This is a genomic window from Ruegeria sp. CRTD044 (assembly GCF_059613485.1).
On the sequence record NZ_JBXWSP010000003.1, the window covers coordinates 228,565 to 245,111 of the forward strand.

General features: G+C 55.4%; 8 protein-coding genes and 2 tRNA genes. 3 read left to right on the forward strand and 7 right to left on the reverse strand.

The genetic code is table 11. The annotated features are described in order from the left end of the window. Nucleotides 1-126 precede the first annotated feature (126 nt). Together AC2FNL_RS02155 and AC2FNL_RS02160 are read right to left on the reverse strand one after the other, a co-directional pair. Nucleotides 127-2,361 carry a CHASE2 domain-containing protein gene (locus tag AC2FNL_RS02155; protein ID WP_496832073.1) on the reverse strand — a complete coding sequence of 745 codons (2,235 nt, stop codon included), beginning with the start codon at nt 2,359-2,361 and terminating at the stop codon, nt 127-129. A 38-nt stretch (nt 2,362-2,399) separates the two neighbouring features. Then, on the reverse strand, nt 2,400-3,185 hold the full coding sequence (locus tag AC2FNL_RS02160; RefSeq protein WP_496832075.1) for a FecR family protein: 786 nt from the start codon (nt 3,183-3,185) through the stop codon (nt 2,400-2,402). A 709-nt stretch (nt 3,186-3,894) separates the two neighbouring features. On the opposite strand from AC2FNL_RS02160, the gene AC2FNL_RS02165 reads away from it, so the two are divergent. The 3 genes from AC2FNL_RS02165 (at nt 3,895) to AC2FNL_RS02175 (ending at nt 6,367) form a co-directional block, all read left to right on the forward strand. Beyond that, a tRNA-Ser gene (locus AC2FNL_RS02165) sits at nt 3,895-3,984 on the forward strand. 341 nt (nt 3,985-4,325) lie between these two features. Continuing rightward, entirely contained in the window at nt 4,326-5,381 is a 1,056-nt protein-coding gene (locus AC2FNL_RS02170; protein ID WP_170373122.1) for a DUF262 domain-containing protein, read from the forward strand. Between the two features lie 872 nt (nt 5,382-6,253). Further along, nucleotides 6,254-6,367: transfer RNA gene (locus AC2FNL_RS02175), tRNA-OTHER, on the forward strand. Nucleotides 6,368-6,434: 67 nt separating this feature from the next. Here the strand turns inward: AC2FNL_RS02175 and AC2FNL_RS02180 are convergent. From AC2FNL_RS02180 to AC2FNL_RS02200, 5 genes are all read right to left on the reverse strand, one after another. Then, nucleotides 6,435-9,158 carry an Hsp70 family protein gene (locus AC2FNL_RS02180; RefSeq protein ID WP_496832078.1) on the reverse strand — a complete coding sequence of 908 codons (2,724 nt, stop codon included), beginning with the start codon at nt 9,156-9,158 and terminating at the stop codon, nt 6,435-6,437. Nucleotides 9,159-9,322: 164 nt separating this feature from the next. Continuing rightward, nucleotides 9,323-12,799, reverse strand: a complete 3,477-nt coding sequence (locus tag AC2FNL_RS02185) for a phospholipase D family protein (RefSeq protein WP_496832080.1) — start codon at nt 12,797-12,799, stop codon at nt 9,323-9,325. Nucleotides 12,800-13,119: 320 nt separating this feature from the next. Then, nucleotides 13,120-14,019 carry a plasmid partitioning protein RepB C-terminal domain-containing protein gene (locus tag AC2FNL_RS02190; protein WP_496832082.1) on the reverse strand — a complete coding sequence of 300 codons (900 nt, stop codon included), beginning with the start codon at nt 14,017-14,019 and terminating at the stop codon, nt 13,120-13,122. Next, a complete protein-coding gene (locus AC2FNL_RS02195; RefSeq protein WP_234215764.1) occupies nt 14,019-14,909 on the reverse strand; it encodes a plasmid partitioning protein RepB C-terminal domain-containing protein in 891 nt (296 codons plus the stop codon). The genes AC2FNL_RS02190 and AC2FNL_RS02195 overlap by 1 nt, the downstream gene beginning before the upstream one ends. Further along, a complete protein-coding gene (locus AC2FNL_RS02200; protein ID WP_496832084.1) occupies nt 14,909-16,450 on the reverse strand; it encodes a recombinase family protein in 1,542 nt (513 codons plus the stop codon). The genes AC2FNL_RS02195 and AC2FNL_RS02200 overlap by 1 nt, the downstream gene beginning before the upstream one ends. Nucleotides 16,451-16,547 lie beyond the last annotated feature (97 nt).

The window sequence follows — 16,547 nt, forward strand, 5'->3', positions numbered from 1 at the left end:
TTAGTTCGTGATTTTGTAGATAGTATTCGAGGGGGCGAGACTGAGAACCCTGTCCGATCGAAACGGGTCGTGCTTTTGAAAAAAGGCGCGGCCCGTTTTGACTCTGCGGCCCGCAATGGGTCCCTGTCATCCCGGAAACCGGTGCACGTTGCCATGATGACTGAACATCGCCTGGCCCGAGCGGATGTCGAACCGGAAATCAGCCGACCTTCCCGGCAAGGCCGCATAGAACGCGCGCAGGCCCGGTTCGACCAAGCCTGCTTGGGCGCTGCAGGCTTCGCTCAAGCGCTGTATTTCGTCGTGAGACCGCCGTGCACGTATCGCAGTGATCAGATCCTGATGCATCTCCTGCAGCTTCTGGAAATCCGCGCTATGGGCCAACGCGCTGTCACCGACCAAAGCAAAAATCGGCTCCAGTTCGGTCTTGCCTTTCAGATGAACAAGCCCTGCTTCGAGCATCGCGAGATCGGCGCCAGCGGCCTGTGAGACTGAGCTTGAGATCAGGATGTCATATTCGACCTGGCGGCAACTTTGCTCGATTCGAGCGGCGACGTTGACCACATCTCCGATCACCGTGTAGTTGAATCGCCGCCGCGAGCCGATGTTGCCGACACAGGCCATTCCCGTGGCGCATCCTGTCGCCAATGCGATCGGAGGATGCCCGCGCATCGTGTCCGATGCGTTGAATTCGGCCAGAGCTCGCCGCATCCGCAACACAGCCTGCGCCGCCAGAAGCGGGTGCCGTTCCACCGGAACCGGCGCGTTCCAGAACGCCATGACCGCATCCCCGATGAATTTGTCGATGGTGCCTTTTTCGTGCAGGATCCGGTCTCCGATGACCGAGAACAGTTCATTGAGCAGCGCGACCAGGTCCGTGGCCGACACCCGCTCGGACAACGGTGTAAACCCGCGAATGTCCGAGAACATGACCGTGATTTCCTGCGTTTCTCCACCCAGTTGCAGTTCGTGTCCGGTTGCATCCATCTCGTCCAGGATCTCGGGCGCGACATAGTGCGAGAAGATCCGCCGGATCACCCGCTTTTCCCGCTCGGTCGATATGAACAGATAACCGGACAACAGCCCGAAATTGGCCATCCCGCCGGCAAGCGGGAAGGTTGCATCGAACAGCACGGACTGGTTCTGAAACGCCAACCAACTGACCCCGACAACCACGGCCGCCGCGATGCCGCCCGCCATGAACGAGGCAACGGCCCCAAAGCTGGACATGACGACCGTGACGACGACTCCAAGGATGATGAAAGCCAGAAGCTCGAGGGCGGCGGTGACATCCGACCGGGTCAGCATGTCGCCCAGCAGCGCCTGCTCGATGACTTGGGCGTGGATGGAGACGCCGGGAACGGACTCTCCCAACGCAGTCTGATGCATGTCGAACAGACCTGCCGCCGACGTTCCGATCAATACGATCCGGCCTTCGATCTGGCTGCGCAGAACCGGATCATCTGCGGATTGCAGTATGTCATCGGCCGATAGGTAGAGCCCGGGATCATCCGGTCTGTACCTGACCCAGACCTCTCCGTTTTCCGTTGTGGGCAGAACCAGACCCGCCAATTCGACCGACAGCACGATGCCGGACTCGCCCTGCGCCCCTTCGATGAAGATCACCGGCTCGCCCGTCGCGACCCTCAGAGCCTCCAGTCCAAGGCCGGGCAGAACACCGCTTGGCCCCTGCCACAAGACCGGAACCCGACGCACCACGCCCGTGCCGCCCAAAGGTGAAACATTCACACCGCCGATCCCGGTTGCATCCCGGTCCAGCGGTGGCGCCAGCGGAGTCCAGTGGGGCACGGACACCAGCCCGGCGGCCGGGTTTTCGCCGATCTCCACGATTCCGGCCTTCGGGGCAATGTCCTGATCCCCTCCGGTCAACCGTGCTGCTACACCCATCACGACGGGCCAGTTCGAAACCTCGGCCCCGAACAAGATGTCATTGTCCAGCTGGGCGGCCTCCTCTTTGGCGCTGAGAATGTCAGCCAGGGCCGGATCACTCAGCAGCCGCGACGGTGAGTACCGATCGGGCTCGGCGAACAACATGTCAAAGGCGATTGAAGCGGCGCCATACTCGCCCAAACGTTCGACCATCTGCGTCAACAAGGTCCGGGGCCAGGGCCATTGGCCCCAATTCTCCAGCGACGTCTCGTCGATATCGACGACCCGAACCGGCAAATCGGGATCGAAGGCGCGCGGGGACAACCGCTGCAACACGTCGAAATAGATCAGCCGGGACATGCGGACCGGATAAGGGTCCAGTACCCGCAGCAGACAACCAAACAGGATCAGACCCAAGCCCACCAGCCGAAAAGCACGGCGCCGTCCGGCTTTCTCGTGCTGCCTGACGCTCACGTCAACCTCTGCTCGCCGGCAACGACATGGACAACGCTCTAGCCATCGCCGCCGGACCCAAAGACACCGCCGCCAGTATCCCGCCGATCATCGACAGTTTCGGGCCGGTCGCCCGGCCTGTCGAACTGCCCGACCGGATCCGGTTGTTCGGGCGGCGCGGCAACCGCTGCCTTGACCTGCCTCTGCGGCGGAGCGGACCGGCGCGGCTCGGGCGCGTCCGACTTTGCGCGCGGCGCAGGTTGGGATTCACCCGAGCAGCCTTCGACATCCACCTGCAAAGGCGGTTTGAGGTCTTTCTGCGACTGAATGAAAGGAAAACCGCTGACCACGGCCTTGTCATACATCGCCTGATCGACCGGCCGCCCCACCGCACCGCGCTGGCTGGTTGCATACAAGCTGCAAATCCGGCCAGTCGATCGGCAAGAGCCGCCGAGGCCACACATCTGAACCGTGCCGTGCAGCACGAGCATCGCGCTTTGGTTTCCCGGTGCGATCCACATGTCAAATACCGTGCCCCGAACCGCCATGGTGGCCGTCGGCGTCTTGATAGAGTAGGCGCGTTTCCTGCTTTTGCCCGAGATGAACCGGAAGCTTCCGCCCAGCGCCTCGACCGCAAAGCTCTTGGCCTTGCGGTTGCCGCGCAACATCTTCACGTCCAGAACCATCCGAGCATTGGGACCAACCGCGATCTTCGTGTCATCCACAAAGACAAGCTGAACCACGCCATTCGCATCCGTGACGATCGAGTCGCCGGACAACACCTCCATCCCATTACGCAGGGGCAGCGTTTTGCCGCCACGGGTCACGTCCGCCCCCTGTTTCACGCTGATTACGGTTCCTATGTTTGCCCAGCTGAGGGCAGGAACGCAAAGAACGAAAAAACCAACCAGAACAATCTTCAACCAAGCCAAAATGCCAGCCCTTCCCCCAAAAGGTTACTGTCGAGCGCGGATGCGCTCACTGCCCGGCCAGCCTCTGAAACTGTTTTTTGGATCAATCAAAATGACTAAAATCTTAGCAAATATGCATCCATTGGCATGTAATTGGCAAGTTTTCTGTTCTTATGCCTTTTCAGCGGACAAGTTGAGCCGCCGAGTTTAGTCCAAAGAAACGGCCGTTTCTGCAACTAAAACCACCTGACACTGGCACTCCAGCAGCGCGCGCCCCGACGCCAAAGGCAGGCGGCCTCTCCAATTGGTTCAGCCGTTCGCGACACCCATCTTTTTGCAAATGCAATTCCCCACCGCACCTGGCTCGCCATAATTTTTTTGTCCGATTACGTACTCTGACCGCGCGTACACTCTCAGGCCAACCGACGTTGGGATGGCGAAACCAAATCGAAGCAGAACGCGAATCCACGTATGTTTCCTGGCAATCCCGCGGCACGACATGATGGCCACGCCTTAGCCCAAACCGGTGCAGACCTAAGCGATTCCAAGCGTTTTCAAGGGCTTCGCCCAATCCGGCAAAAATTTCCGGTGGTGCAGGAATTGGCCTTGTATTTCCGTCGCTTGCACGGCTATACCCGTCGGCGGAGACGTGGCCGAGTGGTCGAAGGCGCTCCCCTGCTAAGGGAGTAAACCAGGAATGGTTTCGAGGGTTCGAATCCCTTCGTCTCCGCCATAAACATTTGTTTTACATAGTAAATTTTTTTTCGCTGCGTCGCAGAAAAAGGCTTCTTCGGCTTAGCTGGTATTGTTCCGTTTTCACATTGTTTGGAAACGAAACTTTTCGAGTAACAAGAAAAACTGACACATAACTCGCACAGAATCAGCCCAGTTGCTCTCCATGTAAAGAAATTTTCAGAAGCACCCTCGCGCCTGCAGAAGAATAGAGCTGCTGCGCTCACCTCGGTCAGATACAAGAGCTTAAATTCTAAACCAAAAATCCCACGCAAATTGAGATTTGCGGCTTCCAGTGACCTCACTTCAAGCCTATGATCTCGAAAAACTGAGGATACCCGTATGGCAAGCGTCCCACAGACCTACACAATTTCTGACTTTATTGAATGGTACGGAAAGAAGCAGCTTATGCTTGATCCCGACTTTCAGCGCGGCTCAGTATGGTCTCCGGCTGCGAAGGTTTTCTTGATTGACACGATACTCAACGACCTACCACTGCCTCAGATCTACTTCCGTACAAAGGTAGACCCGGTCCAACAGACGACGGTTCGCGAAGTTGTAGATGGCCAACAACGTTTGAGAGCCATTCTTGAATTTGCAGCAGGTAGATTACAGCTGACTTCGAAAGCGCCTAACTTTAAGGGAAAGACTTACGAGACATTGGAAACAGAGCAGAAGGAGCATTTCCTCTCCTACAAAGTTCCCGTTGTCCAGCTCTTGAACGCCTCAGATGCAGATGTTTTGGAGGTCTTTGCACGTCTAAATTCGTACAGCGTTAAAGTTACACCAGCTGAACTTCGCCATGCCGAATACTCGGAGCCGGTAAAGTGGGCAATTTACGATACTACACGACGTTGGTCTGCGTTGTGGGACAAGTACAAGGTCGTAAGCGTTCGAGACAGCGTGAGGTTAAAAAATACGTCTGTAGTGGCCGAACTATTCATGATCGTTGAGAACGGAATTGGCGATGGCGGCGAGTCTTCAATCTCGAAATACTATCGCGAACGAAAGAGTGCGAAAGAAGAACACTTTGGGCCAATTTGTCGGGTTATCGATGAAATAGTCTCAGAGATTGTCGACGTTCTTGGAGAAGACTTCGTAGACACAACTTTCTTCGATGCCCCAAACTTCATTGCGCTGTTCGCAGCATGCGCGTTCCTAAAAGGACAGTCCCCTGAAACTACCGCTACGCAAGAGGTAAGTGCGTTCCGAGGAACCGGTATAGATTGGCAATCGGCCAAAACCAATCTTGCGCAGATTGCTCAAGCTTTTGACGAAGAAGATGACGAAGGTGGCATGTACCACCGATTTGTTTCTGCAACTCGAAGCTCAACCCATCGCGTCTCGAGCCGAAAACCGCGTGTCTCAATTCTGGTCGAAGCAATACGTCAGCAATGAAAATAAGTAGGCGACTAAGCCGCTTCCACAGTTCGCTTGATAAGATCGGAAACCACCTCAAACGTGTAGAAGCGTGTTCTGCACCCAACGAGGAAGATATCTTAATAGTGGAAAGGTGCTTAATTCAGCTACAGATAGAATGGGAAAACTTTGTCAGGAACTTCATTTTGGATAGTGCCACCGGGAGGTACCGTGACAACAGTGGCCCAATAGTTAGCAATTTGTCGAGCGCACCAAAATCTCGAGAGCAAGCCGGGCACCTCTTAGTTAGCCTTTATCCGAGGCGGCAGTTTGAACCCGACTGGTACCTCCCGGCCCAGGCGATTGATGCAGCTCAGCGACTTAGAGTTTCAAATGCCCCGAATATCGCCTTGCAATTGGGTGTCACGCCATGGGATTTGGATGATTTGAGACTTCTGCGGAACTTTCTATCCCACAGGTCAAAGAGATCGGCATTGAGTTTGAAGAATTGTCGGAACTGGCTCGGTACCAATCGAAGTATCTCGAGTCTCGATTTCGCCTTTCAAAGCAGTCGCGCCGGGAACGCAAATTTTGAGATGTGGCTAATGTCTATGAAGTATATTTCAGGACAATTGGCGGCGTGAATTTTTGCCGATGAGTCTTATGAAGGCCCAAAACTCAGTCTGAGAAGTTCTCTAGCCCCACCCAACCATGCTGGGAATTCTTGCTACTGGACGTGCTCGAAGAAGCCCTAGGCAATCGTGCGTTACCCATTTTAACGTGCATTGGCGTTCGAGCGCACAACCGCTTGCTACTATTGGATTAAGAATAAAATTGTGAGGCCAAATCGCACGTTAAAAATCAAAGTTGCAGCTTTCACCGTGCAAATTTGGCACAAAACTGACACAAGCGCGGGTGCAATCATATTAAATACTTGTTTTATAATAACAAAATACGATAGCCGCGTCCTCTGCTAAGGGAGTAGGCGGGAAACCGTCTCGAGGGTTCGAATCCCTTCGCCTGCACGCTATGCAGTCGCGCCATAATCCTGCGATGCAGCATGCATACCTAGCAATTGGGCGTGGGTTTGGGCTAGGCTACACGGCGGACAAACGTCATTCCGGAATGATTGCTTAGAGACACATTATTCTCAAACAATTCAGCAAGATAGCTTTCAATATCATTTAGTTCCGAATGCTCTGAAAGATCTATTTCGTCACCTAGTTGTGTGGATGCAAAGACGTAGCGACTGGCTGATGGACCAAGGATGTCTGCAAAATATAGGTCATAACCATTGCGATGGCCCAACCGCGCTCCAAGGCCCCAAATGTAGAATGGTGCTAGAGGCACCACCACGCCGCTTTTTACATCGGCTAGAAAAACCTCGGCCGAGGAAAAGTCGGTAGATCCTTCATAGTGATATAGTTTTACAAATGGTGAGTTTGGGCCATCAATGCAACGAAATATCCCGCGATATCCGCCTCCAAAACCTTTCTTTTCTATTCCTTCGAATACCCCAACCACTCGCCCGTTCATGGCTCTTTTTATGTGGTTCCCAAGCACACTGAGTATGTGGTTATAGTCAATGTCAGCTCTCTTGAAGTGCTTTGTCTTGGCTGCATTTGTTACTGCACTGTCAATCGTTGGAAAGACCTCATCTTCAACTATCGACAGAAGCTCTTTTGAAACTTCAGAACTGGCGTTGGCCAATTTTGCTAGTTGCACCAGAAGATGCTTTAGAGGACCAGCGGAGCGGCGAAAGTTACCGAAGAAGCTACGAAAATCAACACCTTCATTAGTGCTGATCAAATCGCAAAGAGAGCAATAACCAATAAAGGTCAGTGCTGCCTCTAATGTAGCCAGACCGTATTTCTCAAGCTGAAGGGGATCGGTTTGGGTGATGTACATTCCTAGAGGGTGTGCAACGGGATAGGGCAACTCTTGAACCAGTTCGCCGAGATCCAACCAAGTTTTGTCGCGGGATCTCTGAACATAAGCTGTAATTTGATCTTGGCTGACAACTGATAGCGCCGATGTAGCTGTGCCGAAATCCAAACCAAGGTAAGCGCTGCGCGCGCCCTCTTTATCAGCAAATGTCATGTCTAAGAAGAACGAACGACCTTCTACGCGCGTCTCCTGTTTGCCTTTCCCATATATGAAGGCAGGGGTAGCCGTACCATCGTTCCGTACAGTCAGTTCGACTTCAATCGAAGAGCCAAAAGTCGTGCCGGATGGTGTCCTTACTGAATTGTCGACGATGTTATGCAAGCTGTTAAGGTCATTTGGGTCGAACGAGGATTTGAGATAATGGTACTCAAGCTCAGTTCGCGGAGCGCTGGACAGTCTTGCTTTCCATCTGATTGGCTTGTCCAAGAAGGCTCGCAAAGACGTAGAAGACGGCAGCAAAGTGCCCTCGTCTTCGCATTCAGGCATCGACTGGATCAGTGGCCGGAATTTCCGCCATTCGATATCTTTTCTGTCTGGACGGAGTGCAAGATTAAGTCGGTTGTAAGTGACCGCACCAAAGTCGCCGTCGCCCTCAGTGTAGAATTGGCGAGCGCATTCTATAGCAAGTCCCTTTGCGACCACCTCTTGGTAGTTTTCGGAAATTTCAAGAATCTCCGCATCTCTTAGTTGAATTCGAAGGTCTCTCTCAATCAATCCCTTCAGCCACCTAATATTTGTCGACCCACCAGATAGCAATACGACGGAAATAGGCTTTCCATTCAATTCCTTCTGAGATCGAGTGATAGCGCTCCGAATGGCTTCTCTTAGCTTCTCGTTCCAGACACGGTTCTCGAAGACCTCACGGACCCTTTCGGCTCTTAGGGGTACTTCGATCATTCTACTATCTCGAGCGAACGGGTTCTCGGCCACGCGCACCAAGTGGGATAGAGCGCCGTGCAAGTTGGCGCCGAGGCTCCAATCAGATATCGAATTGCAAATTCGAATCTTCGCCTTCTCGACCTGAGAAAGAAGGTCTACGAAATTTTCGACGAATATAAGTTCTTTGTCCCCTAGCAGTGATTTTTCTTCGTCTCCAAGACCTTGAAACGAGTTTACCTTTGCAATAATTTTCCTAGCCGATGTCTTTGCTTCCTTCGAGCTCAATACGGAAAACAAGACATCTTCCGCCAGTCTTTGGTTGATATAGAAGCCAGCAGCGGGAATCGATTTGGCCGACAATGGCCGTGAATTCTTCCCGCCGTGACTAATATCGCCTTCTGCAGTTGTCTCGATCACCGAGACATCGAGTGTGCCTCCGCCAAAGTCCAGAACAAGAGCGACGTGCTTTTGGCCCTCTGCGAGAAGTGGGTGGCGAAGTCCGTAACGGTAGTACTGGAACACGGCGAAAGGCTCGGGGAGAAAATCTACGTCTTCAAACCAGCCATCAAGCGCAGTGCGCATGTTTGTACGATAGTTCGAGAGCCACTGGCCACTAACTTTTCCTTCTTCCTCAATGGAAAGTGGTTCGGCGACCAAGACCTTCTTTGGAAATTGATCACCTCCTGCCTCAATTTCGTTTCTTGTTTTCTCGAGTACACCGGTGAGAAAGTCCTTGGTCATCCCCACTACGGAGCGCCTATGCCGGCTCGAGACGTTTTGAAGCGAAGTTTGCGCCTGCTGGCGAGTAAGCTGGCCAAGTGACACTTTGAAATTCTCGTAACAACCACTGGAGTCGTCTTGGACTGCCTCGGCGTCATAGCCCACAAAATACTGCTTCCCCGAGTACCGGATTTTCGTCGGTACGGCGGCCTCTTCAAACGGCCGTATGATCTTCACTTGGCTGATTAACAGCTTCTTTTCGGCGCTCACGTCACGTACGTCCTATCGATGGTTCGCTGATGCTCGGCTTAAACCTTGCATTGTCCCTGCATGCTATAAAGACTTGAAATACTTCTTGTTATCAAGGCGGCTGAAGCGAGTACGTAGCTGTTTTGTGGTCTTCCGAAACGAACTGCGATCCTACTGTCATATCGTCACCTGAAAATCACAGCGATCCGGTCCAAGATCTGTGTATTTGCGTTGCGTGAAGCTTGTTCCGCCGCGCCGAACAACTCTTCCATTCGCGCGCGCACCTCTGAGAGCGTCTTCGATGATTGCTGCTCAAAGAATCCGTAAATCGCATCGATACCCAGATAGTCCGGGATCTCTCTTTCCTTTTCGCTGCGTTGGCTGACGTCTTTCTTGGCCTCAATCCAATAGGGATCGAGTTCCTTGGCCCAGGTCTCCGCTAGCTTTTCAAGCGACGGGAGCGTCAAATGCCCGAACCGGTTGTAGCCTTGGTTCTTGGAAGGGCCGGACGAGAGAAACCTGTCCAAAGACTCCAAGAGTGAAACCGTGCGCTCGGGACGGATATCCCAGTGTGCAAGACCTTCTAAAGTCGGCTGGAGGCCCTCGATCACAGAACTCAGCTCGGCTTCTGTCGGTCTGTCCTGGTGTTTTCCGGCCTTAACGGTCTCCCCATAGGCCTCGCGCAGCAGCCGCGTCACTTCTGGCTGATCCCGGATGATTTCTTGTCGATCGCCTGTCTCGCGGACGGCTAATAGTCGGGGTGGCAAATAGGACGCCTCGACCAGCGATGGTGACCGCCCACCAAGGGCAATGATGGTCATCGGTGTCTTGCCGGCGAGAAGACACAGCTCGGCTCCCCAAAGGCTTTTGGGCTTTATGCGCTCCATGGAGTTGAGAAGATCGTCTGGCAGCTTGCGCCGCATGTCTTCAACCAGATCGTAGAGGTTGTTCCGGCGAAGCGGCCGCGGTTTCTTGTGCTGCTCCAGGATCAGGTCTGTCAGATCGCCGGCAGAGAATTCCAGATACTCATCTGCGAGATCGGAAGCCCCCACACCCGAAAGCAAAGCGATAGACTCGATGCGATCACGGCCTTTTTTGTCGGACGACAGCACAAGCCCAGGCAAATCGAAGGTGGTGTAGGTGATCATGGAATGCGGGCTGTCGATGCGGTCGATCCGCCCCAAGCCCTGAAGCATGCTCTTGATGTCCGAAGTAACGCCTACGATGCCTAGAGCACGTGCGCGTTGGAGGTTGATGCCTTCCGCCATTTGAAAGGTCATGAACATGGCTCGGCGGTGGTCCTCGGACGCCTTCTTGCCGTCGAGAGCCAGGTATTCTTGGGCGTCCGCTCCATTCTTGGCGACTTGAATGCCGCTGCCTGATCCGAGTTTATGGCTAGCGGCCACGAGGATCACGTCTGGCTTGGGTCCTTTACGGGAGGAGAGAAGGCGCGCGTAGACCTCCAGAACGCCAATCCGTTCAGAAAGGAAAATCACTTGCCGATGCTGATTGAGCATCTCCGCCATATGTTCGGCGCGCTGCTCATCGATCGCATCAAGTTCCGGGCTCTGCAGCAGTTCACCGATGCGGTCGCAAATCGGCGTCGTCGTGCGTTTGTCGAGAGGGAGTTCGCCGCTCTTCGGTGTGATAGTGATTGTTGCGGTCTTCCCACCGCGGCTTTCACGTTCTGAGCGCCTAAGGCTCTCGCCAATCGACGTGCGGCCGCGCGCATCTGCATCTGCGGCCCGCCTGCGGTCCCAATCTTCCCGCGCGAAGGTGATTGACGACCTCAAGATCGCCAGAAAGTTCCGAATGTGGATCCGCGCCTTGTCATGAAAGCGGACTTCCGTATGGCCTGCTCGTTTTGGGTCGGCAGATACAAGAGTTGTGCCTGTCGAGATGCTCTCAGCCAGTCTTCTGATTTCGTCCAGGATGGCCGATTGCTCAGGCGTGAGTTCGGCGTCGATCCTGATGCTCTCGATCTCAGGGTACGCATAGATCCCAGGTCCGCGTTTCTTGGACTCTCCGACGCAATGGCGCTGACGCCTAACCACGTAGGGTGCCAGTGCGTCCGCCATGTCGGCCTGGATTTCGCGCGGATCGAGCCGCTTACCCGCAAGTCGTTCTTCGGCTTCCTCGATTGGTTGCGCGAGGTCTGCCTCAGACTGGAACATGTCCTCCATGCCAGACCGCTGACGATCCTCGAAGTTTTGCCGAAGAGCGCGGAGTGTGTTCAACTCGAATGCTCTCTCGCGTCCTCGCTTGAGGTTGTCGTTGATCCTCGCTGTGATTTCGGGGGGCACATAGATCGAGGCGCGTCGTTCATGAAAGGCGAGCAATCCGTCCAGGCCCTGGTTCCCCATCAGAGTCGCTGACAGGCACGACGTCCAGATCGCAGGGCTTTGTTCGAAGACGAGGGAACGTCTCGACGGGGCGAGATAGCGGGAGTTCAATCGATGACTCTCGTCCACGATCATGGAGGCAGAAGACCGTACGCCTCGGTTGATCTCCTCAAGCTCTTCGGCCTCTTCGCCTTTGCTGCGCGAAAGATGGCTGTGCTTGATGAGATTGAGGTTTGCTGGTTTGCTCCTGTCCCAATTGCGGAAAACGCTTGCCGGAATGATGCCGAGCGCACCATTGCGCGTTTGGTCAGGACGTTCATTCCCATGTCTGAGAACGACGCTCGAGTGCATCGTCGGCAAGACAGTCGCCAAGTGCTTGCCGATGTCCGTTTTGCCTGCACCTGTCGGTGCTTCGACAAATGCAAACCCGTGCTCGTAGGCTGTGCCTGCGGCCTCGTAGACGAGGTCGGTCTGGAACGGCAGCGGCGATCGCCCAGCGGCGCCGTCACCGCCAACACGCCACGGCGCATAGGACGTCATTTCGTGAACTGTTCGGGCGAGAGCTTCTTCGGCGCTTACAGGCCTCAGAAGTGCCCTAAGGATCTCGAGAGCTTGTTCGGTCCAATCGGTACCAAGCGTCCAGAAGTCTTCGGCAGCTGCGCGACGCGTTGTGGCCAGATCAGGGAAAGCTTGAAGATCGTCGACGTACTCAAGGTTGCGTCTTAGCCCGCCAACCGAAAAGTTGGCGCTGCCTGCAAGCGCGCCTGCATCACTGAGGAAGAGCTTCGCGTGAAGCATCGCGTGGGCGCGGCCGAACCGCTCTCGAGCTAAATCACTATCGAAAATACGAAGCGAGATAGCTCCGGATGCGATCGCATCGTAAGCGAGGACAGCCCTTAATTCGTCGAGGGAGCGCAGCGATAGCCCGCGCGTTTCAAGGAAATAGTCACGGGCCTCTTCCGAGAGTCCGCGTCCGCTTCCGTCGAGGCGGCCTTGGTTGTCGGTATTTGTTCCAAATATGATCCGGATCGTTTCATGGGGCTCAGATACAATGCTGGGCCGAACCCGAAGGATGATCGACATCGCGGACAGAAAGTCCTGATATCCGGTCACGACGAGAGCGTTTGATCCATTCAGCGTGCGCTCAACGAGCTCTCGGACGGATCGTTCCCCATTTGTCACCCAGACCAGTTCGTTGTCGGTGGCGCTTTCGGCAGAGGGCGTTGGCTCAACATCGACGTCCACAGCCTCTTGCTCGCGTTCCTTGGAACCACGAAACAAAAACCTTGATATGAAACTGTCTGCTCGCTCGCGCGCCATTCCGGTCACCTCGCAAGCAGTCTAGCGGTTCAAATGATTCCTCCAACCCATTGAATTCGGAACAATTCACATCGGGCTAGGAAAACTGGTGAGCCGGAACGCCTTTCCGTTTGGTCAGTCGCCCCGGCTCGGTTGCGAGGTAAATCTCGCAAGTCTGGCCGAGTGGATAATCTCGGCTTGGTGGGCCCCGCGCGGGATCGCCGCCATCCCCACCGCCGCACTCGATCCGCCCCACCGTGCGGCGTCTCCTGCGGTCCCCGCGCTTCTATGGTTCCGGGTCCCCGAATGCAGCCCAGCCGAAATTGACCGAACTGCTCGGATCAGGAGGCCAGGGCCTCCGTCTCCGTGATCTTTTCGAACTCAGGCAGAAACTCGGGGTGATACATCTCGAGATACCGCGTGACGCGTGCATTGGTGATGAGCTTTGAGACGTAGCCGCGGGCCAGAACCAGATCGAGGTGATCACTGCCATAGGTGTCCTCGACCAGGCGCAACTCTCGCTCCAAATTCGCGGACTCGCGCTCCATCAGCTCGAGTTGCTGACGGGAGATCCCTTTCACGGCTTTAGGCTTCTCGGGATCTTTCAGCTGGCTGGCCGGCGTCGCAGCCAAAAGTGAGCGGGAGTAATTGACGGTGTATTTGTTCATCGTCACCATCAGCTCTGCGGCTTCGATCTGACGCATCGGCTTCATCTTCTTCAGGATTTGGAACCCGGTCAGCGCGACCTGCTTGTCCTTGAGAAGCTCAGCGGCTTCTGGGCAGATGCCATCCAGCAAGCGCTTTTTGTCCTGCAGGGATTTGACGTTCACATTGAGCGCCCGGGCCAGCCGTTCTTCGGGAACGCCGCGCTCGAGCGCTTTAAGGATCATCTTGTGTTCCTGAATGGTGGCGAGGCGGCTGATGCGCTTGTTGTATGTGAAGGCTTCGTCGTCCGTCGAAACCTGACACGGCGCATCCTTCTCGCCGAGGTCGCTGAGGATCGCGAGGCGCACATGGCCGTCCAGCAGCATGTATTTTTTGGGATCGGATTGGTCGCGGACGACGACGAGAGGCTCGACCAGCCCGACTTCTTTGATGGAGGCGACGACCTGGCGATATTTCACTGTCTCCTTGGTTTCTTTGCGAACGGCGTAGAGCGTGCAGATCTGTTCGAGTGGCAGTTGAATGAGGTCTTTTTCAAACGCCATGCTGATCGATTTGGAGCGTCCGGATCGCGTCATCAGAGGTCTCCCGTTCGAGCGGCGAGGCGGTCAGAGAGGTTCTTGGGGATCGTTGCCAACCCTTCGGCCCTGAGAAGGGTGACGAAGTTTTCGTCATTCAAGAGTTTGCGCAGGGCCTCCGTGATGAACATCAGCTCGTTACGGGTCGCGGTCGCCTTACGCAGGAGGACTTGTTTCTTTTCGACGTCGTTCTGATAGGTCCGGATCAGGCCTTCGACGGACAGCGATCGCCTTTTCTTTCGGTCTGCACTCGGTTGTCCTTTTCCGTACTGCTGACGTGCCTCGACCAGGCGTTTCGCGGCCATCAATCGACCTCCGCGCAGCTGGTTGTTCTCATAGGCCTCGCGGAGAACGTCCTGCACGTCCGAGTCTTTTGCTTCCGCGATATCGACGGCGACACTGACAGGAAGCTTTCCGCTTTCAACAGCTCTGAGCAATCTATGCTCGCGGCTCTCAAGGAGCCGAAGAACGCCGCGGACATATTTGAGGGACAGATGCGTCTTCCGCGCGATCTCCGGGGCAGAATAGCCGCGCTCCTTCAACCCTTTGATATCGCGTAAAAGGTCGAGCGCCCGATGCTGTCGACGTGCCAGGTTCTCCACGAGGCTCATCACCAGGCAATCTTCGCTGCTGGCATCGATCACGATCGCAGGGATCTCTGTTTGTCCGAGTTCCTGGAAGGCCTCGAGGCGCCCCTGGCCACAGACCAAATCGTATCGCAAGCCATCATCGCTCTGGCGGGCTGCGACGGTGATCGGCCGTTTCAGTCCGAGCTCGGCGATATTGTCGACGATCTCCCTAAATGCTTTCCGATTGCGAACCCGCGGGTTCACCACAGTGATGCGGTCCATCGGGATCAATTCGGCGGTCTGGGGGTGCGGATCTGGCATCAGGCCACCTCCGGTACTGGGACGTGGATCGCCATGGCGAACAACGGGTCCAGCGTCTCGAAGCGATAGGCATCGAGCGACAAGCCGTTGTGCTCGGCCAGCCGGATGCGGGGAAGAGTCATGTCGAGGCTGGGGAGCAGGTAGTAATCGAGCGGCCGTAGGTTTGGTCGATCCATTCGAACGGCAATCGTGATGTCGGGTTTGAGGCTCATGTCGAAGCGGATATTCCACCGGAGAGAGCCCGCGTTGGTTTCACTGCAGCGGACGATGACGAGAGACGCGGTGAATTCGCCATTGATGGTGAGTAGGTCTGTTCGGGGATGCCGGTCTACTTTGCCGCCCGAAGCTTCGATGCCTGCAATCGTCTTGGAGACAATATCCGGATGTAGCTCGCGCAAGCGTCGATTGATCTCGATGTATCGATAGTCCCGATCCGGCTTGAACCCGACAAGCTGGTAAGCGCGCAGAAGACTCCCGAACCGTGATCGGTACGCGCTGCTCGATGGCAACGCTTCCGCTTCATCGATAACGAGGCCAGACAGAAACCCCTGCACCTCGAACACCTCTTTCAAGCCTTGGAGCATTTCGTCGTCGGTGAGCTTGCTCGATCGCGCGCTGATGATGGCGTTGGCGGCCGCAAACAGGTCTGGATCGACGATCCCTTCAAAAGCGCCCTCGGCGCGAACCCATATCTCGGGATCGTTTTGCACGCGCCGCTTCTTCAGTTTGAAGGAGCTACGGTTCCAGACGTTGTTCCCAATGTACTTCTCATTGATCAGGATTTGATGCACGGTCCCGCGGGTCCAGGCGCGATCGAGGTCCGTTAGAATGCCGCGGGTATTCAGAGCCTCGGCAATTTCGGTTTCGGACTTTTGGCCTTCAACGAAGGCGAGGAAGATTTCTCGGACGACGGCGATCTCCTCTGCAGGGCCTGGGACTAGGGTGACGCGATCCGTCTGAATGCTCTTGTGCTCGCCGCGCTCCAGGATGCCTTTCGCGACCCCATGCTCGTCGATCAGCATGCGCCGCAGGCCGAAGCCGGGCGGACCGCCTTGGCGATAGCCCAGTTCGATCAAACGGCTTTGACCGATGAAGACCTTTTGCGAGAGTTCCCGGCTGTACTCGCCTGCCATGGCGCGCTTGACGCCTTTGACGATGGTGGAGACCGGGCTGCCGTCGTTTTCGAACTGCTCGGCGCAATAGATGACGGAGATGCCGGCGCGTTTGCAGATGTACTCGTAATAGGCGCTTTCGTCCGCATCCTGAAACCGACCCCAGCGGCTGATATCGTAAACGAGCACCGCTTCGAAATCGGCTTTGCCGGATTGAATATCGTCGATGAGCTGCTTGAGCCCATCTCGGCCCTGGATCCTTAGACCGCTCTTTCCCTCATCCGAATAGGTGCGGACGATCTCGATCCCGCGCTGCTCCGCGTAATGCGCGATCGAGTCAGACTGGTTCTCGGTCGAATAGCGTTGGTGCTCGGTCGACATCCGGACGTATTGAGCGGCGAGCCGAGGCTGCGCTCCCTTTGGCGCCATTGCGCCTCCGTCATGTCCGTCCCTCCAGCTCAAGAACCGAGCCTTTCATTTTTCGCCTTCGGCAAGTCACGGGAAATGCCTGTGATTCCATGGTGCC